Source organism: Pseudomonas sp. PVC-5-1, assembly GCF_057444345.1.
Genome location: NZ_CM172024.1, coordinates 856,856 through 879,667 on the forward strand (window position 1 = coordinate 856,856; position 22,812 = coordinate 879,667).

18 protein-coding genes and 2 pseudogenes are annotated in these 22,812 nt (G+C 63.5%); 13 read left to right on the plus strand and 7 right to left on the minus strand.

Annotation, left to right across the window (positions count from 1 at the left end; all coding sequences use genetic code 11):
• The first annotated feature begins 75 nt into the window (after window positions 1-75).
• Window positions 76-558, plus strand: coding sequence for a glutathione peroxidase (locus AC2T3R_RS03930; protein WP_015268966.1), 483 nt, complete (start codon window positions 76-78; stop codon window positions 556-558).
• A gap of 131 nt (window positions 559-689) precedes the next feature.
• Here the strand turns inward: AC2T3R_RS03930 and AC2T3R_RS03935 are convergent, their stop codons facing one another.
• On the minus strand, window positions 690-1,880 hold the full coding sequence (locus AC2T3R_RS03935; RefSeq protein WP_486744673.1) for a glycosyltransferase family 4 protein: 1,191 nt from the start codon (window positions 1,878-1,880) through the stop codon (window positions 690-692).
• A 302-nt stretch (window positions 1,881-2,182) separates the two neighbouring features.
• Between AC2T3R_RS03935 and AC2T3R_RS03940 the strand changes: the two are divergent.
• The 4 genes and pseudogenes from AC2T3R_RS03940 to AC2T3R_RS03955 all read left to right on the plus strand — a co-directional run.
• Window positions 2,183-2,782, plus strand: a pseudogene (locus AC2T3R_RS03940) (PAS domain-containing protein); the annotation flags it as partial.
• 228 nt (window positions 2,783-3,010) lie between these two features.
• Window positions 3,011-3,370: pseudogene (locus AC2T3R_RS03945) on the plus strand (methyl-accepting chemotaxis protein); the annotation flags it as partial.
• A gap of 226 nt (window positions 3,371-3,596) precedes the next feature.
• Window positions 3,597-4,943 (plus strand): DUF6861 domain-containing protein, encoded by a 1,347-nt coding sequence (locus tag AC2T3R_RS03950; RefSeq protein WP_486744674.1) that lies wholly within the window; start codon window positions 3,597-3,599, stop codon window positions 4,941-4,943.
• Between the two features lie 18 nt (window positions 4,944-4,961).
• Complete coding sequence (locus AC2T3R_RS03955; protein ID WP_410952880.1) at window positions 4,962-5,579, plus strand: GAD-like domain-containing protein; 618 nt, start codon at window positions 4,962-4,964, stop codon at window positions 5,577-5,579.
• Window positions 5,580-5,624: 45 nt separating this feature from the next.
• On the opposite strand, the gene cysZ is transcribed toward AC2T3R_RS03955, so the two are convergent.
• Window positions 5,625-6,353, minus strand: coding sequence for a sulfate transporter CysZ (gene cysZ / locus AC2T3R_RS03960; RefSeq protein ID WP_015268971.1), 729 nt, complete (start codon window positions 6,351-6,353; stop codon window positions 5,625-5,627).
• A gap of 328 nt (window positions 6,354-6,681) precedes the next feature.
• On the opposite strand from cysZ, the gene trxB reads away from it, so the two are divergent.
• Window positions 6,682-7,644: a thioredoxin-disulfide reductase gene (gene trxB, locus AC2T3R_RS03965; protein WP_015268972.1), complete on the plus strand. Its 963-nt coding sequence runs from the start codon at window positions 6,682-6,684 to the stop codon at window positions 7,642-7,644.
• A gap of 63 nt (window positions 7,645-7,707) precedes the next feature.
• Here the strand turns inward: trxB and nadC are convergent, their stop codons facing one another.
• Window positions 7,708-8,556: a carboxylating nicotinate-nucleotide diphosphorylase gene (nadC, locus tag AC2T3R_RS03970; RefSeq protein WP_004376060.1), complete on the minus strand. Its 849-nt coding sequence runs from the start codon at window positions 8,554-8,556 to the stop codon at window positions 7,708-7,710.
• Between the two features lie 242 nt (window positions 8,557-8,798).
• On the opposite strand from nadC, the gene AC2T3R_RS03975 reads away from it, so the two are divergent.
• The 3 genes from AC2T3R_RS03975 (at window position 8,799) to ampE (ending at window position 12,555) form a co-directional block, all read left to right on the plus strand.
• A complete protein-coding gene (locus AC2T3R_RS03975) occupies window positions 8,799-10,946 on the plus strand; it encodes a DUF1631 domain-containing protein (RefSeq protein ID WP_350013028.1) in 2,148 nt (715 codons plus the stop codon).
• Window positions 10,947-11,155: 209 nt separating this feature from the next.
• Window positions 11,156-11,728 carry a 1,6-anhydro-N-acetylmuramyl-L-alanine amidase AmpD gene (ampD, locus tag AC2T3R_RS03980; RefSeq protein ID WP_096009897.1) on the plus strand — a complete coding sequence of 191 codons (573 nt, stop codon included), beginning with the start codon at window positions 11,156-11,158 and terminating at the stop codon, window positions 11,726-11,728.
• A complete protein-coding gene (gene ampE, locus AC2T3R_RS03985; protein WP_096009898.1) occupies window positions 11,725-12,555 on the plus strand; it encodes a regulatory signaling modulator protein AmpE in 831 nt (276 codons plus the stop codon). Before ampD ends, ampE begins: the two co-directional genes overlap by 4 nt.
• A gap of 126 nt (window positions 12,556-12,681) precedes the next feature.
• Here the strand turns inward: ampE and AC2T3R_RS03990 are convergent, their stop codons facing one another.
• Window positions 12,682-13,458, minus strand: coding sequence for a TatD family hydrolase (locus AC2T3R_RS03990; RefSeq protein WP_486744675.1), 777 nt, complete (start codon window positions 13,456-13,458; stop codon window positions 12,682-12,684).
• A 2-nt stretch (window positions 13,459-13,460) separates the two neighbouring features.
• Window positions 13,461-14,456, minus strand: coding sequence for a catabolite repressor/activator (cra, locus tag AC2T3R_RS03995; protein WP_004376064.1), 996 nt, complete (start codon window positions 14,454-14,456; stop codon window positions 13,461-13,463).
• Between the two features lie 284 nt (window positions 14,457-14,740).
• On the opposite strand from cra, the gene ptsP reads away from it, so the two are divergent.
• From ptsP to AC2T3R_RS04010, 3 genes are read left to right on the plus strand one after another with little or no spacing between them, the layout of a single operon-like run.
• Entirely contained in the window at window positions 14,741-17,593 is a 2,853-nt protein-coding gene (gene ptsP / locus AC2T3R_RS04000; protein ID WP_486744676.1) for a phosphoenolpyruvate--protein phosphotransferase, read from the plus strand.
• Window positions 17,594-18,541 (plus strand): 1-phosphofructokinase, encoded by a 948-nt coding sequence (gene pfkB / locus AC2T3R_RS04005; protein WP_410952882.1) that lies wholly within the window; start codon window positions 17,594-17,596, stop codon window positions 18,539-18,541. It abuts the gene before it with no gap.
• Complete coding sequence (locus AC2T3R_RS04010; RefSeq protein WP_410952883.1) at window positions 18,538-20,277, plus strand: PTS fructose-like transporter subunit IIB; 1,740 nt, start codon at window positions 18,538-18,540, stop codon at window positions 20,275-20,277. The genes pfkB and AC2T3R_RS04010 overlap by 4 nt, the downstream gene beginning before the upstream one ends.
• 121 nt (window positions 20,278-20,398) lie before the next feature.
• On the opposite strand, the gene AC2T3R_RS04015 is transcribed toward AC2T3R_RS04010, so the two are convergent.
• Entirely contained in the window at window positions 20,399-20,620 is a 222-nt protein-coding gene (locus tag AC2T3R_RS04015) for a DUF3820 family protein (protein WP_015268980.1), read from the minus strand.
• A 203-nt stretch (window positions 20,621-20,823) separates the two neighbouring features.
• Between AC2T3R_RS04015 and AC2T3R_RS04020 the strand changes: the two genes are divergently transcribed.
• The gene (locus AC2T3R_RS04020) at window positions 20,824-21,300 is read left to right on the plus strand and encodes a ferritin-like domain-containing protein (RefSeq protein ID WP_025337730.1); all 477 of its coding nucleotides are present in this window, start codon (window positions 20,824-20,826) and stop codon (window positions 21,298-21,300) included.
• Here the strand turns inward: AC2T3R_RS04020 and AC2T3R_RS04025 are convergent.
• Window positions 21,297-22,787 (minus strand): diguanylate cyclase domain-containing protein, encoded by a 1,491-nt coding sequence (locus AC2T3R_RS04025; RefSeq protein WP_486744677.1) that lies wholly within the window; start codon window positions 22,785-22,787, stop codon window positions 21,297-21,299. The genes AC2T3R_RS04020 and AC2T3R_RS04025 overlap by 4 nt on opposite strands.
• Between the last annotated feature and the right edge of the window lie 25 nt (window positions 22,788-22,812).

A 22,812-nucleotide genomic window follows, 5' to 3' on the forward strand; every position in this document is an offset into this window, starting at 1 on the left:
ACGGTTTGGACGAGCGCCTTTTTAGTGGGCGTAATTCGCCTGCGCGGCAACCGGGAACCTGAGAGGGGATTCATCATGAGTGCATTTCACGACCTGAAACTGGACGCGTTGAACGGCGGGGAGCTGCCCCTCGCACCGTTCAAGGGCCAAGTGGTGCTGGTGGTCAACGTTGCCTCCAAGTGTGGTCTCACGCCGCAATACAAGGCCCTGGAGAACCTCTACCAGAATTACAAGGACAAGGGCTTCAACGTGCTTGGCCTGCCGTGCAACCAGTTTGCCGGGCAGGAGCCTGGCAGCGAAAAGGAAATCCAGGAGTTCTGCAGCCTCAACTACGGGGTGAGCTTCCCGCTGGGTGCCAAGCTGGAGGTCAACGGGCCGCAGCGCCATTCGCTGTACCGCCTGCTGGCGGGTGAGGGGGCAGAGTTCCCGGGCGACATTACCTGGAACTTCGAGAAGTTCCTGGTGGGCAAGGACGGGCGGGTGCTGGCGCGTTTTTCGCCGCGCACGGCGCCGGATGATCCTGCGGTGGTGCAGGCTATCGAGAAAGCCTTGGCCTGAAGTGCCTGACGCGGTCCCTCTGTAGGAGCGGCCTTGTGTCGCGATCGGGCCGCATAGCGGCCCCCGGATATCAGCATTGTCGCAACTATCGAGGGGCTGCTTTGCACCCCGATCGCGACACAAGGCCGCTCCTACACAGATCGCGTAGCACCCAGCCTCGAAGCTGGTGAGGTCGCAGCCTGGTTCCGAGCTGCATGCAGATACCCCTCGAACTGCTCGACAATCCCTGGCCATCCCTGGTGGCTGGCATGCTTTCGCGCATTCAGGCGCACCCGCCGTAACGTCTCTTCTTCCTCCAGCAGCCAGCAGGCTGCATCGATGAACGCCGCCTGATCCCCCGGCATGGCCAGCGCACCGCTATGGCCATGACGAATATGCTGCGCGGCGGCCGCCTCGTCATAGGCGACCACCGCCAACCCCGAGGCCATGGCTTCGAGTACCACATTGCCAAAGGTTTCGGTCAGGCTCGGAAACAGGAACAGGTCACCGCTGGCATAGTGTTCGGCCAGCACCTCGCCACGCTGGACGCCGCAGAACATGGCATCCGGTACCTGCTGTTCGAGGGCGGCACGCTGCGGGCCGTCACCGACCATGATCAGGCGCAGACGTTTGTGTGGATAAGTTTTCTGCAGGGCCTCCAGGCTTGGGCGCAGCAAGCTCAGGTTCTTTTCTGCCGCCAGCCGCCCCACATGCAGCACGGCGATATCATCCGGGCCGAGCCCCCAGCTTTCCCGTAATGCGGGGTTGCGCCGGGCCGGGTTGAACAGGCAGGCATCGACCCCCCGGGCCAGTAGTTCCAGGCGTTCGAAGCCACGGCGTTCGAGCTCCAGGCGCTGGCTGAGGCTGGGTACCAGGGTGATCGCCGTGCGCCGATGGAACCAGCGCAGGTAGTTGGTGAGCAGGCGCGCCAGCAGGCCCAGCCCGTACTGGCCGGAATACTGCGGGAAGTTGGTGTGGAAGCCACTGACCACCGCAACCCCGAGGCGCCGGGCCGCGCGCAGTGCACTGAGCCCAAGCGGCCCCTCGGTGGCGATGTACAGCACATCCGGACGCTGTCGACGCCAGCGGCGCAACAGCTTGTGCATCGATACTTCGCCCCACTGCAAGCCCGGGTAGCCAGGCAGTGGCCAGCCACGGCACAGCATCAGGTTCGGGTCGCTGTGCCGCGGTGCTTCTCCGGCCTGGCGTGGGCGCACCACTTCGATCTCATGGCCGCGTTGGCGCAACCCCTCGCTGAGGCGGCCAAGGGTGTTGGCCACGCCGTTGATCTCGGGTGGGAAGGTTTCGCTGACCAGGGAAATGCGTAGGGCGGGTGTATTCATGACAAAAAGTGTCCGCCTGCTGGATTGCGCCAATGTGACTGTCATGTGACGTACAGATGACGCCTGATCGCCGACGCTTTTCGCCTTGTGAATTTTTCCTTGCATGGGTGCTCAAGAGGGGGCATCGGCAGCCGATGAAGATGCATTCGACAATGCGCTCCAGGAGAGCGGTGATGTTCAACAACAAGCTCAAGCAAGAAATACGGCAGCTGCGCGAAGACCTGATGTCCATCGAGCAGGTCAAGAGTAGCCTCGACAGCGAGATGCTGGTACTGCAACTCGACCCACAGGGGCGGATCGAGATGGTCAACGGCAACTTCGAGAGCGAGATGCTCTACCGTGCCGAACAATTGCTTGGGCGCAACATTGAGGACATCGTCCCCGCCCATGTGAAGACGCTGGATTTCTACCAGCGCATGAAGGGCGCAATCAGCCGCGGTGAACACCTGAACGGTGCATTCCGCCTGCTGCGTGGCAATGGCCAGGAAGCCTGGCTACGGTCGATCCTGCAGCCGGTAAAGAACAGCGAGGGGCGCATCAAGTATTTCACGCTGCATTCCAGCGACCTTACCCGCACCATCGAGACCTCCCGCGAGCACGAAAGCCTGATCAAGGCCCTGATGCGCTCCACCGCGGTGATCGAGTTCGATCTCGATGGCACCATCCTCACTGCCAACGACCGGTTCCTGGGCGCTGTCGGTTACCGCCTGGAGCAGATCCGGGGCAAGCATCACCGCATCTTCTGCGAGCCGGAGGAGGCCAACTCGGCCGGCTACCAGGCGTTCTGGGACAAGCTGCGCCGTGGCGAGTACGTTGCCGACCGCTTCAAGCGTATCGATGCCCACGGCCGGGTGGTCTGGCTGGAAGCTTCATACAACCCGATTTTCGATGCCCATGACGTGCTGTACAAGGTGGTGAAGTTCGCCACCGTCATCACCGATCAGGTCAACCAGGAGCAGGCGGTGGCCGAGGCGGCGGATGTCGCCTACAACACCTCGCTGGGTACCGATGCCAGTGCCCGCAAGGCCACCGATGTGGTCACCCAGAGCGTCAGCGTGATGCGCGGGCTGGAAGCGTCGATGCAAGAGGCGGCAGAGGGTATTCAGGCACTGGATACCCAGTCGCGGGTGATCGGCTCGATCATCAAGACCATCAGCGACATTGCCGGGCAGACCAACCTGCTGGCGCTGAACGCGGCCATCGAAGCGGCCCGCGCCGGCGAGCAGGGGCGGGGGTTTGCCGTGGTTGCCGATGAAGTGCGCCAACTGGCCTCGCGCACCAGCACCGCCACCGAGGAAATCGCCCGCGTGGTACAGCAGAACGAGCAACTGGCCCAAGCGGCAGTGGCGATCATCGACACCAGCAAGCGCCAGGCCGAGCAGGGCCTGGCACTGGCGGACGAGACAGGGAGCGTGATCGTCGAGATTCAGGATGGTGCGAAGCGGGTGGTGGATGTGGTGGGGCAGTTTTCCAGCCAGTTGAATCTTTGATATGGCCTGAGGTTTGTAGCGCCTATGCAGTCGAGCCCCCGCCCAGATGGGGCTCGATCTCAGGCACGACAAAGATCCCCAACCTTGTCCATGGTGCCGGCTGAATAGCTCAACTTCGCTGAACCTGCTGTAAAAGAAGTCGCATTTTCCTACAACTGACTCAGAAACCTCCGATCCGAATCCATGATGGGATTTCCTCCTGTACACGCTGTCAGGGAGACACCTCATGTACCTGGATTACCTCGTGCCCTCCTGGCACGAGATCGAGTCACGTGTCATCGCCATGGTGGGCTACCAAAGCGGTGGCCAGTTCCGCACCAGCCTCAATGAAGAAGTCGCCTCGCTGGGCCTCAACCTGCGCCGTATAGAAGCTGTCCGCACAGCCTTCTACCACGCCGAATGGCAGGCGGCGCACATGCTGCGCCAGCGCTTCGCCGACCTTGACATCAACAGCATCGTCGACGAACTGCTGATGGTCGTACGGCAGATGGCGATGATCGTCGCCGGCAGCACCATTACCGGTGGCCTGCTTGGTGCGGGGGTTGGCGCATTCGCCGGCGGCGCCGGAACCATTCCGTTCGCCGGCGCGGGCGCGGCCATGGGCCTCAAGGTCAGTGGCTGGATCCTCGGCGCGCTGGGGCTGGCCTCCATCGCCGAGTTCTTCATCGAGGGCTTGCCGCGTATCGGCGAGTACTACGTCGACGGCATTCGCTTCGCCTGGGAAGGCACCTGCGGCAATGAAGGCACGGGCCCGTTCTGCCGGGACGACCCCTATGCGATATCCCGGGCCACGCATCAGATTGCCCAAGGCCATGTGGAAGTCGTGTTGCTGTTGTTGGGGGCGATCGTGTCGTACCTCACCCGCGGCCGCGGCGATGCCCGGGTGCTGGCCCAGGAGATGGCGGCCAGCCGCAAAGGTGCGCGGCTGGGGCAATGGATGCTCAAGCATGAAGAGGGCTTGAAGAAACGGCCGGACCTGCAGGTAGCGGAGCGGCGCAAGGGGGCAGTGGGTGAGCCGCAGCCGATGCAGCCTGATCGGCCGGCAGGGAAAGACAAGGAGCCCTCGACAGGGAAGCCCGGTAGCATGCCGTTGCATACCGTGGCGTGCTTCAAGGCCGACAAATTGCCACCCGCCAAGCATGGCGAGTTTGAACGGCAGTTGAAGGGACAGCAGGATGGGCTAAACCGGCTTACGGTTGAAGAGTTTCTTGAAAATCTTACTCATCCAGTCAAGCGGGATCCGAACATTGCCAGGAAAGCAAGGAAGAAACTGTATGATAAATTGAAAGATAGAATTCAGAAAGATTTGATGAAAAGTATGAGCCCTATTGAAGCTAAAAAGCTTTCAGTGAAGCAAGCAAAGGAAACCATGTCATCGCTTGCGGCATTGCATAATCCAGATTTGAGCGCGGGTGGTCGGGACGCTATTTCTGACTTCGGCGACAGACAAGTCAACTCTACTATAGGTCCGCAGTGGAAAAATAGAGTGGGAGGATTAAAGCAAGCCGCTGAAGAGCTATCCAGATCGGGTGGTGCATCAAGCCTTTTGAATGTCAGGTTGCATAAATGCTAATAGTTAGAGGTTTTTAATATGGATGATTTTTTTTCAATTTTTATAGAGGAAATGGGTAATCCTGTATTCCGGCAAGAGGTTCCGCCTTCGAGCATACAGCGTTATAGGGGAAAATTGCCGGAAAAATTATTGGAATATTGGGCTGAGCACGGATGGTGTGGATACGGCGACGGGATATTCTGGACTGTCAATCCACAGGATTACGAGGGGGTGGTAGCTTCATTCATTGAAGGTACTGCATTAGAGGGGCGTGATACGTATCATCTAGTCGCTCGCGGTGCCTTTGGCGATCTCTATCTATGGGGTGAAAATTCCGGGTTTTCATTGGACATCATAGCCTACGCGTCACGTTATTCTGGCAATGACCATGAATTAGCGACAGCTGATATCGATAGGGAAGTGCAAGGTTTTTTCCTGGGCATGGAGAAGGAATCCAATGATTTCGGCGACCTATTCGAGCCAGCAAAGAGAAAATTAGGCATGCTAAAGCACGATGAAATGTATGGTTTTGTTCCGGCCTTGGCGTTCGGTGGGCCAAGTGAACTTGCTAATATCGAAAAGGTTAAGGCAGTGGAACATTTGATATTGCTTTCTCAGATTTCTACTCTAGAACCCTACAGCTTCTCTGACTTCTAGAAACGCAATCTGCGGAAAGGGGCTGCCCTGCAGCCCCTCGCCCCTTCAGTTCCGTTCCCGCACCCAGAACAACGTAGCTCCGGCCACCGCCGCCGGCATCATCAGCACGTTCACCAGCGGAATCATCAACGCCAGGTAGGTAATGCCGCCAAAGCCCAGACTCTGCCAGCGTTTCTGGCGCAGCCAGGCGAGCATGTCCTGCCAGCTCATCTTGTTGTTGTCCGCCGGGTAGTCGATGTACTGGATAGCCATCATCCACACCCCGAAGATCAGCCAAAGCGGCGCCGCCACCACGTTGACCACCGGGATCAGCGACAGGATGAACAGGCCGATGGCCCGCGGCAGGAAGTAGCCCAGCTTGCGCATTTCACGGCCGAAGGTACGTGGCACCATGGCCACCAGTTCGCCCCAGCTGAACGCGGGGAAATTGTCCTCGCCACGCACCACAACCTCGACCTTTTCCGCCAGAAAGCCATTGAACGGCGCGGCGATGATGTTGGCCACCAGGGTGAAGGTGAAGAACACCATCAGCACCACCAGGGCGACGAACAGCGGCCAGAGGATGTAGGTGAGAAAGCTCAGCCAGCTCGGCAAGCTTGGCATCAGGGCGTCCACCCACAGGCTGAACTGGTGGCCGGCGAAGTAGATCAGGCCGCCAAACAGCAGCAGGTTGACCGCCAGCGGCAGCAGCACGAACAACCGCAGATTGGGGCTCAGCACCAGTTTCAGGCCTTCGCGCAGGTACTGGGGGCCAGAGAGTACAGGGGCTTGCATCGAGAGACTCCGCAGAGAAGGAAAACGCGCTGACCTTACCGAGTTTGCCGCGCCGACGAAAGGCGGGCAGCGGGCGGGAAACGGGCTGTAACAAAAGCAGCAGGGCTTGGCTATCGATCAAATCGCTGAATAGACGATGGCTATGAGGTGGATTGTCGAAGGATATTTCCTTAATCTTTGCGACCTCGCTACAGTGCGCTCACTTTCCGCTTTATGGGCCTGCGCGTTGTAGCCTTCCCCAAGTGCTGCGTGGGTCCTTTTTAATTTCCAGGCAGGCGCAGCCGGTACACCGATGCCGGCCCTGCGGCCCGCTCGACAGGAGTTCGACATGTCTGAAGTACGTCATTCGCGCGTCATCATTCTCGGTTCCGGCCCTGCCGGTTACAGCGCCGCGGTGTATGCCGCCCGTGCCAACCTCAAGCCGCTGCTGATCACCGGCATGCAGGCCGGTGGCCAGCTGACCACCACCACCGAAGTCGACAACTGGCCGGGCGACCCCCACGGCCTGACCGGCCCTGCGCTGATGCAGCGCATGCAGGAACACGCCGAGCGTTTCGAAACCGAAATCGTCTTCGACCACATCAACGCCGTCGACCTGGCCAACAAACCCTTCACCCTGCAGGGTGACAGCGGCAAGTACACCTGTGACGCGTTGATCATCGCCACTGGCGCCAGCGCCCGCTACCTGGGCCTGCCGTCGGAAGAAACCTTCATGGGCAAGGGTGTTTCGGCCTGTGCCACCTGCGACGGCTTCTTCTACCGCAACAAGCCGGTCGCCGTGGTGGGTGGCGGCAACACTGCCGTGGAAGAGGCGCTGTACCTGGCCAACATCGCCAGCAAGGTGACTCTGGTACACCGTCGCGATACGTTCCGCGCCGAGAAGATCCTGGTCGACAAGCTGCACGCCCGTGTGGCCGAAGGCAAGATCGAGCTCAAGCTCAACGCCACCCTGGACGAAGTGCTGGGTGACAACATGGGCGTGACTGGTGCGCGCCTGAAGAACAACGATGGCAGCAGCGACGAAATCAAGGTCGACGGCGTGTTCATCGCCATTGGCCACACCCCGAACACCTCGCTGTTCGAAGGCCAGCTGACCCTCAAGGACGGCTACCTGGTGGTCAACGGCGGCCGTGAGGGCAATGCCACCGCCACCAACATCGAGGGCGTGTTCGCCGCCGGTGACGTGGCCGACCACGTTTATCGCCAGGCCATTACCTCGGCCGGTGCCGGCTGCATGGCCGCGTTGGATGTCGAGCGTTACCTGGATGGGCTGGCCAACGCTTCGTTCTGATCCGAGAGCGCCACCAATGAAAAAACCGGCCCTGAGGCCGGTTTTTTCATGCCTGCAATCAGCTTACAGGCTCAACCGCATCGACAGGTCCACCGCCTTCACATCCTTGGTCATGGCACCAATCGAGATGTAGTCCACCCCAGTCTCGGCAATCACCCGCAAGGTCGTCTCGTTGACCCCGCCACTGGCTTCCAGCTTGGCCTTGCCCGCAGTAATGCGCACTGCTTCGCGCATCTCTTCCAGAGTCAGCTCGTCGAGCATGATGATGTCGGCACCAGCGGCCAGTGCCTGGCGCAGCTCATCCAGGCTTTCCACTTCGATTTCCACCGGCTTGCCCGGCGCAATGCGGTGCGCCGCCGCCACGGCCGCGGCCACGCCGCCGCTGGCTGCGATGTGGTTTTCCTTGATCAGGAAGGCGTCGTACAGGCCGATGCGGTGGTTGTCGCAACCGCCGCAGGTCACTGCATACTTCTGCGCCAGGCGCAGGCCCGGCAGGGTCTTGCGGGTGTCCAGCAGGCGTACCTGGGTGCCTTCCACCAGGTCGGCAAGGAAGCGCGCACGAGTGGCGACACCCGACAGCATCTGCAGGAAGTTCAATGCACTGCGCTCACCACTGAGCAGCGAACGCGCGGGGCCCTCCAGATGGAACAGCGGCTGGTTGGCCGTGGCGCGCTCGCCATCGGCCACCTGCCAGTGCACGGCCACGCGTGGGTCGAGTTGGCGGAACACGGCATCGACCCAGGCGGTGCCGGCGATCACGCAGTCTTCGCGGGTAATTATGGTCGCCTTGGCCAGGCGCTCGGCCGGGATCAACTGCGCGGTGATATCGCCACTGCCGATGTCCTCCAACAGCGCACGGCGCACGTTGGCTTCGATTTCAGCGGTCAGGTCGGCAAGGCGTAGGTTCGGCATGGTCGGCTCCACAAGCTAGATGCCGGCGATTATAGGGCAGGGGGCCGGTGTGTACAGTCGCCTTGGCGATGACCTTTGGTCGGCCGGTGTGAGCAGGCGGGGTAAATCAGGGTCATTAGCCAGCTAGTGAAACGGCGCTGGCAGCTGTGTGGATTTTTACCGATAATGGTGACCAGTATTTGGCGTCATGACTTTGACGATCTTCAGCCCCTTCGGGCGAGACACCCTGCAAGGAGTACAGGATGCAAAAAGAAGGCAAGGTGGTGCCCTTGGCGGCAGCCATCGATCGAGGCGGGCGTACGCCTCTGCCTTGCCTTCCGGTATTGCTCCTGCAGGTGCGCGACAAGGCCGCCTTGCAGTTGCGTCAGGGCCTGCAGGGCTTGTTCGACAATGCTGACGACACCCTCTTCGAGATGGCCGACAAGGCCTTGGACCGCGGCGACCAGAACCTGTACTTCGAGGCCATGCGCGACCTGCGCCTGAAGCGCAAGAGCATCGAGCGCGGTTTTCTCGACACGTTCTATGATGCCTTTGCCCGTATCGGCCAGGTTGACCTGCTGGCGCACATGGCCGAGCCGGGCAACCTGCGCAGCAAGGCCCACGTAGAACGGGCTGGCGCGATAGAAGGCATGGTCGCGCGCGTGCTGTCACGCGACGGTATTGCCCTGCAGCAACTGGGCCTGCGCTTGCAGGTACTGCTCGACCGCCCCCTGCACGAGCAGCACAACCCGCTGGGGCCCGCAGCGCTGTGCGGCTACTTCCTCGACGCTGGCCGCAACCTGGGGGTTGGCCTGCGGGTCAAGCTGGTCCTGCTCAAACTGTTCGAGCGCTATGTGTTGCGCGATGCCGACGTGATCTATAGCGAAGCCAACCAGTTGCTGGCCGCCGCCGGTGTACTGCCTGAATTGCCGTCGGCACCACGTCGGCGTGCCGAAGATCGGCGCATGAGCGCAGGTCGTGGGCCGGCGAACCTGGGTCACGAGGTGGGCTCGGACGCGGCAGGGCAGGCTTTCTTTGCCTCGTTGCAAACACTGCTGGCCCCGGTGCGTGGAAAGTTCGCGCCTCGTTTGCAGGCGGTGGCCGCCGCCCAGCCAATCAGCACCGCCGACCTGCTGCGCCTGCTTTCGCATTTGCAGCACTATGTGCCCGCTACCCACGAGGCCGACGATTTCGAACTTGGCCAACAGCTTGAACAATTGCTGTTGCGGGTCAGCGTGCGCAGCGGCACACGCCGGCGTATCGATGTTGCCGACGAGGACATGATCAACCTGGTTGGCCTGCTGTTCGCCTTCATCCAGGACGACGACAACTTGCCGGCCAGCCTGCGTGCGCTGATCGGGCGTTTGCACATTCCGCTGCTTAAAGTGGCCCTGTTGGACAAGGGGCTGCTCAGTCGTGCCAGCCACCCGGCCCGCCGGCTGCTCAACGAGATCGCTGGCGCGGCAATCGGCTGGGAATGCGGCGGCGACGGTATGCGTGACAGCCTGCACCTGCGGGTGGAGCGTATCGTCCAGCGCCTTCTCAATGATTTTGCCGAAGATACCAGCCTGTTCTCCGAACTGCTCGAAGACTTCCTCGCTTTTAACCAGGACGAGCGGCGGCGCAACGAGCTGCTCGAACAACGCACCCGCGACGCCGAAGAAGGGCGTGCACGAACACTGCAGGCCAGGCAGCAGGTGCAGCATGCTCTCAACCAACGGCTGCGCGGTAGGTTATTGCCGCAGGTGGTGGTACAGATGCTGGTGCAAGCCTGGAGCCAGGTACTGCTGCTGGCCTGGCTCAAGCAAGGTGAAGCATCCCAGGCCTGGCGGGATGCCTTGCAGACGATGGACACGCTGCTGGCCAGCATCACTCCGCCGCATGAGCCGCATGCCTTGCTGCAGCAGGTACCGGGCCTGCTCAAGGCACTGCGCGATGGCCTGGCCAGCGTGGCCCTGGACTCGGCAGCGACCCGCGAATTCTTCCTGCAACTGGAACAGCTGCACCTGCGTGCCTGCGCGGGTACCGCGATGCAGCCCGGCACTGAGGGCCAGCCCTTGAGCGAAGTGCTGGTGGCCGAGGACATCGTCCTGGCGATTGCCGAGGAACCCGCTTGTGCTCCGTCGCAGTTTGCCGACGGGCAGGCTGTGGCCGTGCGTCAGGTGCAGCGCCTGCGTATCGGTACCTGGGTAGAAGTGCTGGACGAGGACGAACCGCTGCGCTGCAAACTGGTGGCGCGCGTCGACAGTAGCGACCGGCTGGTATTCGCCAACCGCACCGGCATGAAAGTACGCGAATGGAACGGGGCCAGCCTGGCCCGGGCACTGCATCGAGGTGAGGTGCGGGTGCTGGATGACGGGCTTTTGTTCGAGCGGGCGCTTGAGGCGGTGCTCGACGGGCTGCGGCGGTAGGCACAACTGTCTTGCACATTATCTGCAAGCTGGCACGATCTCTGTGGGAGCGGGCGTGCCCGCGAAACAAGCGCCGCGGTGGATGGCACCGGCTGCGCCGGTGTTCGCGGGCACGCCCGCTCCCACAGCATTACAATGATTCACATGCAAACGCCGTTGGCCGCAGGGCATACTGTTGACCTGTTCACGGCGCTCTCAGGATCTGCCCCATGCAATTGGACCGTGCCACTGGCTGGTTCCACGGAATCGGAATCACCCATTGCCCCTCGCCGAACTTCAATGCTCGCCCCGAAGGCGAATCGATTTCCCTGCTGGTTATTCACAACATCAGCCTGCCGCCGGCCTGCTTCGGTACCGGCAAGGTCCAGCAATTCTTCCAGAACCGCCTGGACCCCAATGAGCACTCGTACTTCGCCAGCATCAACCACCTGACCGTATCGGCGCACCTGTTCGTCGAGCGTGACGGTGCGGTGACCCAGTTCGTGTCATTGCTCGACCGCGCCTGGCATGCTGGTGTGTCGTGCTTCGACGGGCGTGAAGGCTGTAACGATTTCTCCATCGGCATAGAACTGGAAGGCACCGACGACCTGCCCTATACCGATGCCCAGTACGCGGTGCTGGAGCAACTTACCCGGCACATCCGCGGTGCCTGGCCGGCCATCGGGCTGGACCGCATCCAGGGCCATAGCGATATTGCCCCGCAGCGCAAGACCGACCCCGGCCCGGCCTTCGACTGGCCGCGCTACCGAAAGGCGCTGCAGCAAAACGAGGAAAAGGCATGAGTTTTCTGGTGTTGTTGCTGGCGCTTTGGGTCGAGAAGTTCTCGGCCCTGCGCCATCAGGTGCAGCGCGATGGGTTCTTCCTTGGCGAACTGGTGCGCCTGGAGCGCAGCGGCAAGGTGCACCCATGGTGGACGCTGGCCATTCTGGTGTTGGCACCGGTAGCGCTGCTGGTTTTGCTGCTGCATGTTCTGGACCCGGTGGCGTATGGCTTGCTGGCGTTGCCGGTGCACCTGCTGGTGCTGATCTACAGCCTGGGCCGCGGCGATGCCAAGGCATCGATGGGGCCGTTCCGTGATGCCTGGCGGCGCGGTGATGACCAGGCCGCGCTGCACGTGGCCGAGCGCGACCTGGGTCTGGCGGCCGACGAGCCGCAAAGCCTGTTGGTGCAGGTGCAGGGCAACCTGCTGTGGCAGGTGTACCAGGGCTTTTTCGCGGTGATCTTCTGGTACTTCGTGCTGGGCCCGGGTGCAGCCCTGGCCTATCGCTTGCTGGCTCTGTGTGGCGAACACAGCAAGCAACCGACGTTGAAGGCCCGTGCCGAGCAGCTCAGGCATATCATGGACTGGCTGCCGGTACGGGTGCTGGCCTTGAGTTTCGCCCTGGTCGGCAACTTTCTCGCGGTTACCCGGGTAATGCTGCACGAGGTGCTCAACTGGCACATCAGCGCCGCCCACCTGGTTGCCAGGGTCGGGCGCATTGCCGATGACATTCCCGAACAAGAAGACAGCCAGCGCGGGCTGGGCCGGCTCGACAGCCTGTGGGAACTGCTGCTGCGCTGTGCGGTGCTGTGGTATGCCGGGTTTGCGCTGTGGACGGTGCTTGTCTGAACTGACACGCTGGCTTCTTCGCGGGCTTGCCCGCTCCCACAGGTACTGCGCCGGCCTCGAGATTTGAGCGGTCCCTGTAGGAGCGGGCAAGCCCGCGAAGAGGCCCACGCAGGTGCAGCACTTCAGCTACCAGCCAAACAACTCGCAAGCATTGCGGGTGCTGGCTTGAGCCAGTTCGTCAACTTCCACACCCATCACCTGCGCCAGCGCCCCGGCAATCTCCGGCAGGTGTTCCGGGCTGTTTCTTACCCCGGGGAACATAACCGGCGCCATGTCCGGCGCATCGGTCTCCAGCACCACGCTGTCCAGCGGCAACCGCGCCAGGGTCTTGCGCAGCCTTAAGGCCTGTGGCCAGGTACCTGCACCGCCAAGCCCAAGCCGGAAGCCCAGCTTGATGTACTCGCGGGCCTCTTCGTAACTGCCGGCAAACGCATGAATCACCCCCGCCCGCGCCGGCTTGTAGCGCTTGAGCGTAGCGATCACCTGGGCGTGACTACGACGCACGTGCAGCAGTGCGGGCAGTTCGAAGTCGCAGGCCATCTGCAGTTGCGCTTCGAACAGCGCCTGCTGGCGGGCCTTGTCCAGGTCTTCGAGGTAATAGTCCAGGCCAAACTCGCCCACGGCACATAGCCGTGGGTCGCCGCGCAGGCGCTCCAGCCACTCGCGCAGCTGCGCCAGGTGCTCCGGGCGATGCTGGTCAAGGTAGACCGGATGCAGGCCGAGTGCGGCGAACAGGCGCTGATCAGCACAGGCCAGGTCCCATACCCGCTGGAAATTTGCCTGGTACACCCCCAGCACCACCATCCTCTCCACCCCGCGCGACGCCGCGTTGGCCAGCAGTTGTGGGCGGTCGGCGTCGAAGTCGGGGAAGTCCAGGTGGGTGTGGGTGTCGATCAGGCGCATGTTCAGGCCGCTGTAATACGTTGCTTGAACGTTCGACCGACGGCATGCACGCCAGGTTCGTAGCGTTTGTCCTCGATCGCGGCCAGTGCCAGTTCCAGCGCGGTGGCGGCAATCAGGCCATGCTGCTGGGCCATGGCATTGACTGGCAGCGGCAGGAAGTCGAGCAACTGGTTGTCGCCAAAGGTACCCAGCTGCAGCTGGCGTGAGTCGGCAGTGCGCGCCTGCAGGGTGTCGAACACCCCTTGCAGCAGCACGTAGGAGGTCGTCACCAGGGCATCCGGCAGGCCGCCAAGGTCATCGATCAGTTGCTGCATCAGGCGCTGGCCGCACTCTCGGCTGAACGCTTCGCCCTGATAGCGGCGAACCTCGCCGGCATAGCCTTGCAGGGCTTCGTCGAAGCCACCGGCGCGTGCCTGGCTGACCGACAGCTCGGGGCGGGCGCCGATCAAGGCGATGCTGCGCGGGGCGGCGCTCAGCAAGCTGGCGGCCAGCTGGCGGCTGGCGTCGCGGTCGTCGCTGATCACTGAGCAGAAGTGCGCAGGGTCCAGGCGGCGGTCGATGGCGATTACCGGCAGGCCTTTGTCCTGCAGCTCGCGGTAGCTGTCGTCTTCTGGCGGCAGGCAGCTGGCGACGAACAGTGCATCGCAACGGCGGGCGCGGAACAGCTGTTGCAACTGGCGCTCGCTGTCGGGCTGGTCGTCGCTGCTGGCAATCAGCAACTGGTAGCCACGGGCGCGGGCACCTTGTTCGAGCTGCTTGGCGATGCGGGCGTAGCTGGGGTTCTCCAGATCCGGGAGAATGAAGCCCAGAGTGCGGGTATGCCGGCTGCGCAGGCCAGCGGCCTGCGGGTTGGGGGTGAAGCCGTGGGCCTCGACCACCGCGCGTACCCGCTCGACAGTGCTGTTGCTGATGCGCTGTTGTTCGGCCTTGCCATTGATGACGTAGCTGGCAGTGGTCACGGACACACCGGCCAGACGGGCGATATCGCTGAGTTTCACCGAATTTTCCTTGTTATTACCGGGGCTGGCTGTGAGCCCTGACCGGGTAGTTTGACCCGGCGAGGGCGCCACGCGCAGACGACCATTGTCGCAATTGTCCGACAGGATGGGGCTTTTTCATCGGCAGATTATCGAGTAACGTGGCCGCCTGGTCAGATTAATCGTTTCAGCTGCCGAATTTTCTGCCTCGGCTGCCATCCGTGCAAGGCTGTTGAACTGGCCGTTCATGTGAATTTCACAACAATACTCCAGTACCCGACCGGGAACTGCAAAAGGAGAAGGTCATGCTCGAGCTCGCCAAGGAGCAGATAGCCATGGGCCAGAAGGCCGCCGACAAGGCCGAGGCATTGCGCCTGCTGGCCGACCGGCTGGTCGCTGACGGCCTGGTCGCCGAGGGATACCTGCAAGGGCTGCAGGCCCGAGAGGCACAAGGCTCCACCTTCCTTGGGCAGGGCATTGCCATCCCCCATGGCACGCCGCAGACCCGTGACTTGGTGTACGCCACCGGCGTGCGCCTGTTGCAGTTTCCCGAGGGCGTGGACTGGGGCGATGGCCAGATGGTCTATCTGGCTATCGGCATCGCTGCCCGTTCCGATGAGCACCTGCGCCTGTTGCAACTGCTGACCCGCGCCCTGGGCGAGACCGACCTGGCCGAAGCTCTGCGCCGCGCCGGTTCCGCGGAGGCGTTACTGAAGCTGTTGCAGGGCGCGCCTCAGGAACTGGCGCTGGATGCGCAGTTGGTCGGCCTGAACCTGCCGGCCGAAGACTTCGATGAGCTGGCCTGGCGCGGTGCCCGCCTGTTGCAGCGCGCCGACTGCGTCGATAGCGGTTTTGCCGCCGTCCTGCAGCAGGCCGAACCGCTGCCGCTGGGCGAGGGCCTGTGGTGGCTGCACAGCGAGCGCCAGGTGCGCCAGCCGGGGCTGGCCTTCATCACCCCGCAGCAGCCGCTGCGTTACCGCGACCAACCGCTCAACGGCTTGTTCTGCCTGGCCAGCCTCGGTGCAGCCCACCAGGCCTTGCTCGAACGCCTGTGCGAAGTGCTGATCGAAGGCCGCGGGCAGATGCTCTACCAGGCCACCAGCAGCCGCGCGGTGCTGGAGGTGCTAGGCGGTGAGGCGCCGGCAGGTTGGCCCAGTGCGCGCGTGGTGCTGGCCAACCCGCACGGTTTGCATGCCCGCCCGGCAAAGGTATTGGCGCAACTGGCCAAAGGTTTCGAGGGGGAAATCCGTGTGCGGCTGGCGGATAGCGCGCAGCCGGCGGTGTCCGTAAAGAGCCTGAGCAAGCTGCTCAGTCTCGGCGCCCGACGTGGCCAGACACTGGAACTGGTGGCTGAGCCCGGCATCGCCCCCGATGCCTTGCCGGTGCTGCTGGCCGCCATCGAACAAGGCCTGGGTGAAGAGGTGGAGCCACTGCCGCAGAGTGCTGAGGTTGTAGCTGGCGCAGCGGCCGAAGTGCTGCAAGCGCCCGCGGCCGGTAGCCGTATCCACGGCGTGGGTGCTGCGCCCGGCATTGCCAGTGGCCCGGCCCATGTGTGTGTCGAGCGTGAGTTCGACTACCCCCTGCGCGGTGAGTCCTGCGCCCAGGAGCGGCAGAAGCTGCGTGAAGCTGTGGCGACCGTGAATGGCGAGCTGCAGGCTTTGGTCCAGCGCAGCGACAAGGCCATTGGCGAAATCTTCGTCACCCATCAGGAAATGCTCGCAGACCCGGCCCTGAGCGACGATGTCGAGCAGCGCCTGGGCCAGGGCGAAAGCGCCGCGGCAGCATGGATGGCAGTGATCGAAGCGGCGGCGCGTCAACAGGAGTCGCTGCACGATGCCTTGCTCGCCGAACGTGCTGCCGACCTGCGTGACATCGGCCGCCGCGTGCTGGCGCAGTTGTGTGGCGTGCAGGCCCAGGCTGAACCCGAGCAACCCTACGTGCTGGTAATGACCGAAGTCGGCCCGTCCGATGTCGCCCGGCTGGACCCGAGCCGCGTCGCCGGTATCGTCACCGCCCAGGGTGGCGCCACCGCCCACAGTGCCATCGTCGCCCGTGCCTTGGGCATTCCGGCGGTGGTGGGCGCGGGGGCGTCGATACTGCTGTTGGACAGCGGCACGCCGTTGCTGCTCGATGGCCAGCGTGGCGTGGTCAGCGTGGCGCCGCCGGCGGATGAACTGCAAAAGGCCCTGGCCGAGCGCGACCTGCGCGAGCAACGCTTGCAGGCCGCCTGGGCCAACCGCTTCGAGCCGGCGGTCACTCGCGATGGTCACGCTGTCGAGGTGTTTGCCAACATCGGCGAGAGCAACGGCATCGCCAAGGTAGTGGAGCAGGGCGCCGAAGGCGTTGGCCTGCTGCGCACCGAGTTGATTTTCATGGCCCACACCCAGGCCCCGGACGTGGCGACCCAGGAAGCCGAGTACCGTCGCGTGCTCGATGGCCTCGACGGGCGCCCGCTGGTGGTGCGCACCCTCGATGTCGGTGGCGACAAGCCGCTGCCGTACTGGCCGATCGCTGCCGAGGAAAACCCGTTCCTCGGTGTGCGCGGCGTACGCCTTACCCTGCAGCGCCCGCAGGTGATGGAAGACCAGTTGCGCGCCCTGCTGCGCGCTGCCGACCAGCGCCCGCTGCGCATCATGTTCCCGATGGTCGGGCAGGTGCATGAATGGCGCGAGGCGCGCGCCATGGTCGAGCGCCTGCGCGCCGAGATCCCGGTAGCCGACCTGCAACTGGGTATCATGGTCGAAGTGCCCTCGGCAGCGCTGTTGGCACCACAACTTGCGCGCGAAGTGGACTTTTTCAGCATCGGCACCAACGACCTGACCCAGTACACCTTGGCCATCGACCGTGGTCACCCCAGCCTCTCGGCCCAGGCTGACGGCCTGCACCCGGCGGTGCTCAGCCTGATCGACATGACCGTGCGCGCCGCCCATGCCCATGGCAAGTGGGTGGGCGTGTGCGGCGAGCTGGCGGCCGACCCGCAGGCAGTGGCCGTGCTGCTGGGCCTGGACGTGGACGAACTCAGCGTCGCCGCGCGCAGCATTGCCGAAGTCAAGGCCCTGGTTCGCCAGGCCGATCACCAGACGGCCCGCGCCCTGGCGCGCGAGGCCCTGCAACAGGACAGCGCCGCAGCGGTTCGCGCGCTGGTGGAGCGTTACTGAATGGCCAAGATCCTCACCCTCACCCTGAACCCTGCGCTGGATATCACCATCGGCCTGGGTACCCTGCGCCCAGGGCAGGTCAATCGCAGCCAGGAGCAGCACAGCCACGCCGCAGGCAAGGGGCTGAACGTTGCCCAGGTACTGGCAGACCTGGGCCACACCGTCACTGTTGGCGGCTTCCTCGGGCGTGACAACCTGCAGCCTTTCGAGGCGCTGATCGACTGGCGCGGCTTCGTCGACTGCTTTGTCCGCGTGCCGGGCGAAACCCGCAGTAATATCAAGCTGGTCGAAGCCGATGGCCGTGTCACCGACATCAACGGCCAAGGCCCGGACGTCGACGAAGCGGCGCGCAGTGCATTGCTGCGCTGCCTGGCGCAGGTTGCCCCGGGCCACGATGCGGTGGTGGTGGCTGGTAGCCTGCCGCGTGGGATCAGCGCCGACTGGTTCCGACAGTTGCTCGAACAGCTCAAGGCGCAAGGCCTGAAGGTGGCCCTGGACAGCAGCGGCGAAGCCCTGCGTGCCGGCCTGCAGAGCTCGCCCTGGCTGGTCAAGCCCAATACCGAAGAGTTGGGCGAGGTGCTCGGCCTGGCTGTGGATAACCCGGCGCAGCAGCGCGCTGCTGCCGAGCGCCTGCTGGCCAGTGGCGTCGAACACGTGGTGGTTTCGGCGGGAGAGCAGGGCGTCAGCTGGTTCACCCACGGCCATGCCGTACATGCTTGCCCGCCCAAGGTGCAGGTTGCCAGCACAGTGGGTGCAGGTGATTCGCTGGTGGCCGGCATGGTCCACGGCCTGCTGCAGGGCGAAGCCCCGGCGCAGACCTTGACCCGTGCCACCGCCATCGCTGCACAGGCTGTTACCCAGGTTGGTTTCGGCATCCGTGACCGCGAGCAACTGGCGCGTCTGGAAGCTGCCGTGCAACTGACAGAACAAAAAGAGGGTTGCCGATGAACATTGCCATTGTCACTGCCTGCCCCAACGGTCAGGTGTCGAGCGTGCTGAGCGCGCGCTTGCTGTCCGCCGCAGCCCAGCGGCGGGGCTGGAGTACCAGCGTCGAAGTGCAGGATGCCGGCCACCCCGAGCGGCAACTGAGCACCACGCAGATCGCCGAGGCCGACTGGGTGCTGGTGGTCAGCACCGGCCCGGTGGACCTGGAGCGTTTCGTCGGCAAGCGCGTGTACCAGAGCACGCCATCCCAGGCTTTGGCCGACCGCGAAGGCTTCCTCGATGAGGCGGCTTCCAACGCCCGTCTGCTGGCCACGGTGCCAGGCCTTCCGGCTGAAACTGGCAGCGCTGGCGCACGCATCGTCGCCGTCACGGCTTGCCCGACTGGCGTCGCGCATACATTCATGGCCGCGGAAGCCTTGCAGCAGGCTGCGCAGCAACTGGGCTACGAGCTCACCGTCGAGACCCAGGGCTCGGTCGGTGCGCGCAACCCCTTGTCTGCCGAAGCCATCGCTGCAGCGGATGTAGTGCTGCTGGCCGCCGACATCGAAGTGCCCACCGCGCGTTTCGCTGGCAAGCGCATTTACCGTTGTGGCACCGGTATCGCCCTCAAGCAGGCCCGCGCGACCCTCGACAAGGCCCTGGCTGATGCCAAGGTGGAAAACAGCGGCGATGCCGCAGCGGCGAGCACGCCAGCCAAGGGCGAGAAGAGCGGGGTATACAAGCACCTGCTCACCGGCGTGTCGTTCATGCTGCCGATGGTGGTGGCTGGCGGCCTGCTGATTGCCCTGTCGTTCGTATTCGGTATCGAGGCTTACAAAGAAGCGGGCACATTGCCGGCGGCGTTGATGCAGATCGGTGGCGAGGCTGCGTTCAAGTTGATGGTTCCGCTGCTGGCGGGCTACATCGCCTGGTCCATCGCCGACCGCCCGGGGTTGGCGCCCGGCATGATCGGCGGCCTGCTGGCCAGCACCCTGGGCGCCGGTTTCATCGGTGGTATCGTCGCCGGCTTCCTCGCCGGCTACAGCGCCAAGGCCATTGCCCGCTGGGCGCGCCTGCCCAGCAGCCTGGAGGCACTCAAGCCGATCCTGATCATTCCGCTGCTGGCCAGCCTGTTCACCGGCCTGGTGATGATCTACGTGGTCGGCCAGCCGGTGGCGGCGATGCTGGAAGGGCTCACGCATTTTCTCGACAGCATGGGCACCACCAATGCCATCCTCTTGGGCCTGTTGCTGGGCGGCATGATGTGCGTCGACCTGGGAGGGCCGATCAACAAGGCCGCCTATGCCTTCTCGGTGGGGCTGTTGGCCTCATCGAGCTATGCACCGATGGCGGCGACCATGGCCGCCGGCATGGTGCCGCCGATTGGCCTGGGTATCGCCAGCTTCCTGGCCCGACGCAAGTTTGCCCAGAGCGAGCGTGAAGCGGGCAAGGCGGCCCTGGCGCTGGGGCTGTGCTTCATCTCCGAAGGGGCGATCCCGTTTGCCGCCAAGGACCCGCTGCGGGTAATCCCGGCCAGCGTGGCCGGTGGGGCATTGACCGGGGCATTGTCGATGTACTTCGGCTGCAAGCTGATGGCGCCGCACGGCGGCCTGTTCGTGTTGCTGATACCCAATGCGATCAACCATGCGCTGCTGTACTTGTTGGCGATCGTGGCGGGCAGCCTGCTGACGGCGGTGGTGTATGCGGTGATCAAGAAGAGCGAGCGGGTGGAGTTGGCGGTAGCGCCGGTGAAGGGTTAGAGATTTGAGCTGGCTTTACTGGCCTCTTCGCGGGCACGCCCGCTCCCACAGGGTCACTGCAAGCTTCAGGATCATGCAGTAACTGTGGGAGCGGGCGTGCCCGCGAAGAGGCCGGAACAGCTCAACGCCCGTGCTTCTGCCGCAACGGCACAAGCAGATCGCCCAGCCCGTTGTGATCGATCTCGTGCATCAGCGCCAGCAACCCACCCAATTCCCCCGCCGGGAAACCCTTGCGCGCAAACCAGGCCAGGTAATCCCCTGGCAGGTCGGCAATGATTCGTCCCTGGTACTTGCCAAACGGCATGGTGCGGGTGACCAGCAGTTCGAGGGTTTCCGGCTTCATCATCGGCGCACCTGGCTGTTGAAAAGCGCCGACCATACTGCAATCTGCACGAAGGCCCAAGCGGCAATCATGCAGAACGCCGTTTTCAGGTTCTGCTCTGATATTTGTATCTAATTGATTTATAAAGATTTTGTCGAGATTAAAGGCTTGGCACGAACGCTGCTCCATTACAGATGACTATCACCTGCCAAGGAGTTTGTGCCATGAGCAATCCCAACAAAGACGTGATCGACGTGCTGAACGACCTGATCGAGTACAGCAAGGATGGCGAGAAAGGCTTCAAGGCCTCGGCCGATGATGTGAAGAACCCCGAACTGAAAGCGTTCTTCGTTCAACGTGCCGGTGAGTGTGCCAATGCGGCCGGCGAACTGCAGAGCGAGGTGCGTCGCCTGGGTGGCGACCCGGAAACCTCCACCAGCATCAGCGGTGACCTGCATCGGGGTTGGGTCAACCTCAAGGCGATGGTCACCGGCAAGGATGAGGAAGCGGTGCTGAACGAGGTGGAGCGGGGCGAGGACCATGCCCTCAAGGCCTACAAGGAAGCCCGCGAGAAATTGGTGAAGCTGGGCCGCACCGCCAGCGACCAGACCTACACCCTGGTGGAAAAACAGCTGCAAGGTGTACAGCGCAACCATGACCAGGTCAGGGCCCTGCGCAACGCCGCCCGCGCCCGCGCCTAGTCGGCAGGCCCCTCTACCCGGTTGCGGCCGTTGGCCTTGGCCCTGTAGAGCGCTTCGTCCGCAGCACCCAGCACCCTCGCCAGATCGTGCTGGGTGCCTGACAGGCCGATGCCGATGCTCACCGTGACCGAGTGGGCATCATCGGCAAACGGCGCCAGCGCCTCGACACTGGCGCGGATGCGCTCGGCCAGCAGCTGCGCACCGGCCAGATCGGTTTCCGGCAGCACCACCTGAAATTCCTCCCCACCGTAACGCGCTGCCAGATCGGCCGGGCGGCGGATGCATTCCTCGATGGTCCTGGCCACTTCGCGCAAGGCATGGTCGCCACCGGCATGGCCGTGGCGCTGGTTGAACGCCTTGAAATGGTCCACGTCCACCATCAGCACCGCCAAAGGCTTGCGGTTGCGCTGGGCGCGGGCCCACTCCTGGCGCAGTACCTGGTCCAGGCGGCGGCGGTTGGCCAGGCCGGTCAGGCTGTCGGTGGCAGCCAGGGTCGCCAGGCCCTGTTCGGCTTCCTGGCGGCGGCGCAGTTCGCGGCCCAGCAGCAGGGTCAGCGAGAGGATGCCGACACAGAGCACCCCGGTGGCCACGCTGACCAGGATCGCAGTGCGGCGCCAGGACTCGAACACGTCTTCGGCCGAATGCACCACCAGTACGATCAGCGGCAGCTGCGCGACCCGGGCGAAGGTGTACATGCGTGGTTTGCCGTTGCGGCTGGAGCGGGCGGTGAAGCTGCCGCTCTGCTCGCTGAGAATGCGTTTGAAATTGGGCCGCTCGGCATAGTTGCTGCCGATCCCTGGGTCTTGCGTGCGGCTGGGCTGGCGAGCCAGCAGTTGGCCGTCGGTGTTGAGCAGGTTGATACTGCTGTCATCGCCAATGTCCAGGCGCTGGAACAGCTCACTGAAGTACGACAGGCGCAGTGCACCCGCTGCCAGGCCGGTGAACTCGCCATTGGCGTCGGAGATACGCCGGCTGAAACTGATGCACCAGTCCAGGTCGCCCAGCTTGGCCTTGAATGGCGGGCCCACCAGCAGGCCGAGGTTGGGGTTGTGCAGGTGCGCCTGGAATACCCCGGTGTCGCCGAAGTTGGCCTTGCGTGGCACGCTGCTGGTGGAGTCGCCCACCACATTGCCTTGCTTGTCCAGCCACAGCACGTCACCGCGCTTGCGGTCGACGAAGGCTTCATTGAATAGCAGGCGTTGGCGCAGCGGGCCGGGTATTTCCGGCAGCTCCTTGCGCCCGACCGCCCAGATCAGGCCCTGCAGCGACTGGTCGTAGAGTTCGACGTTGCGCAGGATGTCGCTTTCGATCAGCTGGACGATATTGTTGGACGAGCGAATTGCCGACAGCTCGACATTGTCGCGCTCGCGCGCCAGCAGGTAGCTGACGATGGCCACGATGGCGAGCACGGCAAGGCAACTGCCCAGATTGAGGATCAGCTCGGGGTGCGACCTGTAGTGTGCGAAACGCGGTAATCGGGTGGTCATGCTCGCTACTGCGTGGGCAGGGCCA

What these genes read in the sequence shown, in the direction of transcription:
- AC2T3R_RS03930 (WP_015268966.1), top strand. Translation starts at nt 76, where the DNA reads ATGAGTGCATTTCACGACCTGAAACTGGACGCGTTGAACGGCGGGGAG.
- AC2T3R_RS03935 (WP_486744673.1), bottom strand. Translation starts at nt 1,880, where the DNA reads ATGAATACACCCGCCCTACGCATTTCCCTGGTCAGCGAAACCTTCCCA.
- AC2T3R_RS03950 (WP_486744674.1), top strand. Translation starts at nt 3,597, where the DNA reads ATGTACCTGGATTACCTCGTGCCCTCCTGGCACGAGATCGAGTCACGT.
- AC2T3R_RS03955 (WP_410952880.1), top strand. Translation starts at nt 4,962, where the DNA reads ATGGATGATTTTTTTTCAATTTTTATAGAGGAAATGGGTAATCCTGTA.
- cysZ (WP_015268971.1), bottom strand. Translation starts at nt 6,353, where the DNA reads ATGCAAGCCCCTGTACTCTCTGGCCCCCAGTACCTGCGCGAAGGCCTG.
- trxB (WP_015268972.1), top strand. Translation starts at nt 6,682, where the DNA reads ATGTCTGAAGTACGTCATTCGCGCGTCATCATTCTCGGTTCCGGCCCT.
- nadC (WP_004376060.1), bottom strand. Translation starts at nt 8,556, where the DNA reads ATGCCGAACCTACGCCTTGCCGACCTGACCGCTGAAATCGAAGCCAAC.
- AC2T3R_RS03975 (WP_350013028.1), top strand. Translation starts at nt 8,799, where the DNA reads ATGCAAAAAGAAGGCAAGGTGGTGCCCTTGGCGGCAGCCATCGATCGA.
- ampD (WP_096009897.1), top strand. Translation starts at nt 11,156, where the DNA reads ATGCAATTGGACCGTGCCACTGGCTGGTTCCACGGAATCGGAATCACC.
- ampE (WP_096009898.1), top strand. Translation starts at nt 11,725, where the DNA reads ATGAGTTTTCTGGTGTTGTTGCTGGCGCTTTGGGTCGAGAAGTTCTCG.
- AC2T3R_RS03990 (WP_486744675.1), bottom strand. Translation starts at nt 13,458, where the DNA reads ATGCGCCTGATCGACACCCACACCCACCTGGACTTCCCCGACTTCGAC.
- ptsP (WP_486744676.1), top strand. Translation starts at nt 14,741, where the DNA reads ATGCTCGAGCTCGCCAAGGAGCAGATAGCCATGGGCCAGAAGGCCGCC.
- pfkB (WP_410952882.1), top strand. Translation starts at nt 17,594, where the DNA reads ATGGCCAAGATCCTCACCCTCACCCTGAACCCTGCGCTGGATATCACC.
- AC2T3R_RS04010 (WP_410952883.1), top strand. Translation starts at nt 18,538, where the DNA reads ATGAACATTGCCATTGTCACTGCCTGCCCCAACGGTCAGGTGTCGAGC.
- AC2T3R_RS04015 (WP_015268980.1), bottom strand. Translation starts at nt 20,620, where the DNA reads ATGAAGCCGGAAACCCTCGAACTGCTGGTCACCCGCACCATGCCGTTT.
- AC2T3R_RS04020 (WP_025337730.1), top strand. Translation starts at nt 20,824, where the DNA reads ATGAGCAATCCCAACAAAGACGTGATCGACGTGCTGAACGACCTGATC.
- AC2T3R_RS04025 (WP_486744677.1), bottom strand. Translation starts at nt 22,787, where the DNA reads ATGACCACCCGATTACCGCGTTTCGCACACTACAGGTCGCACCCCGAG.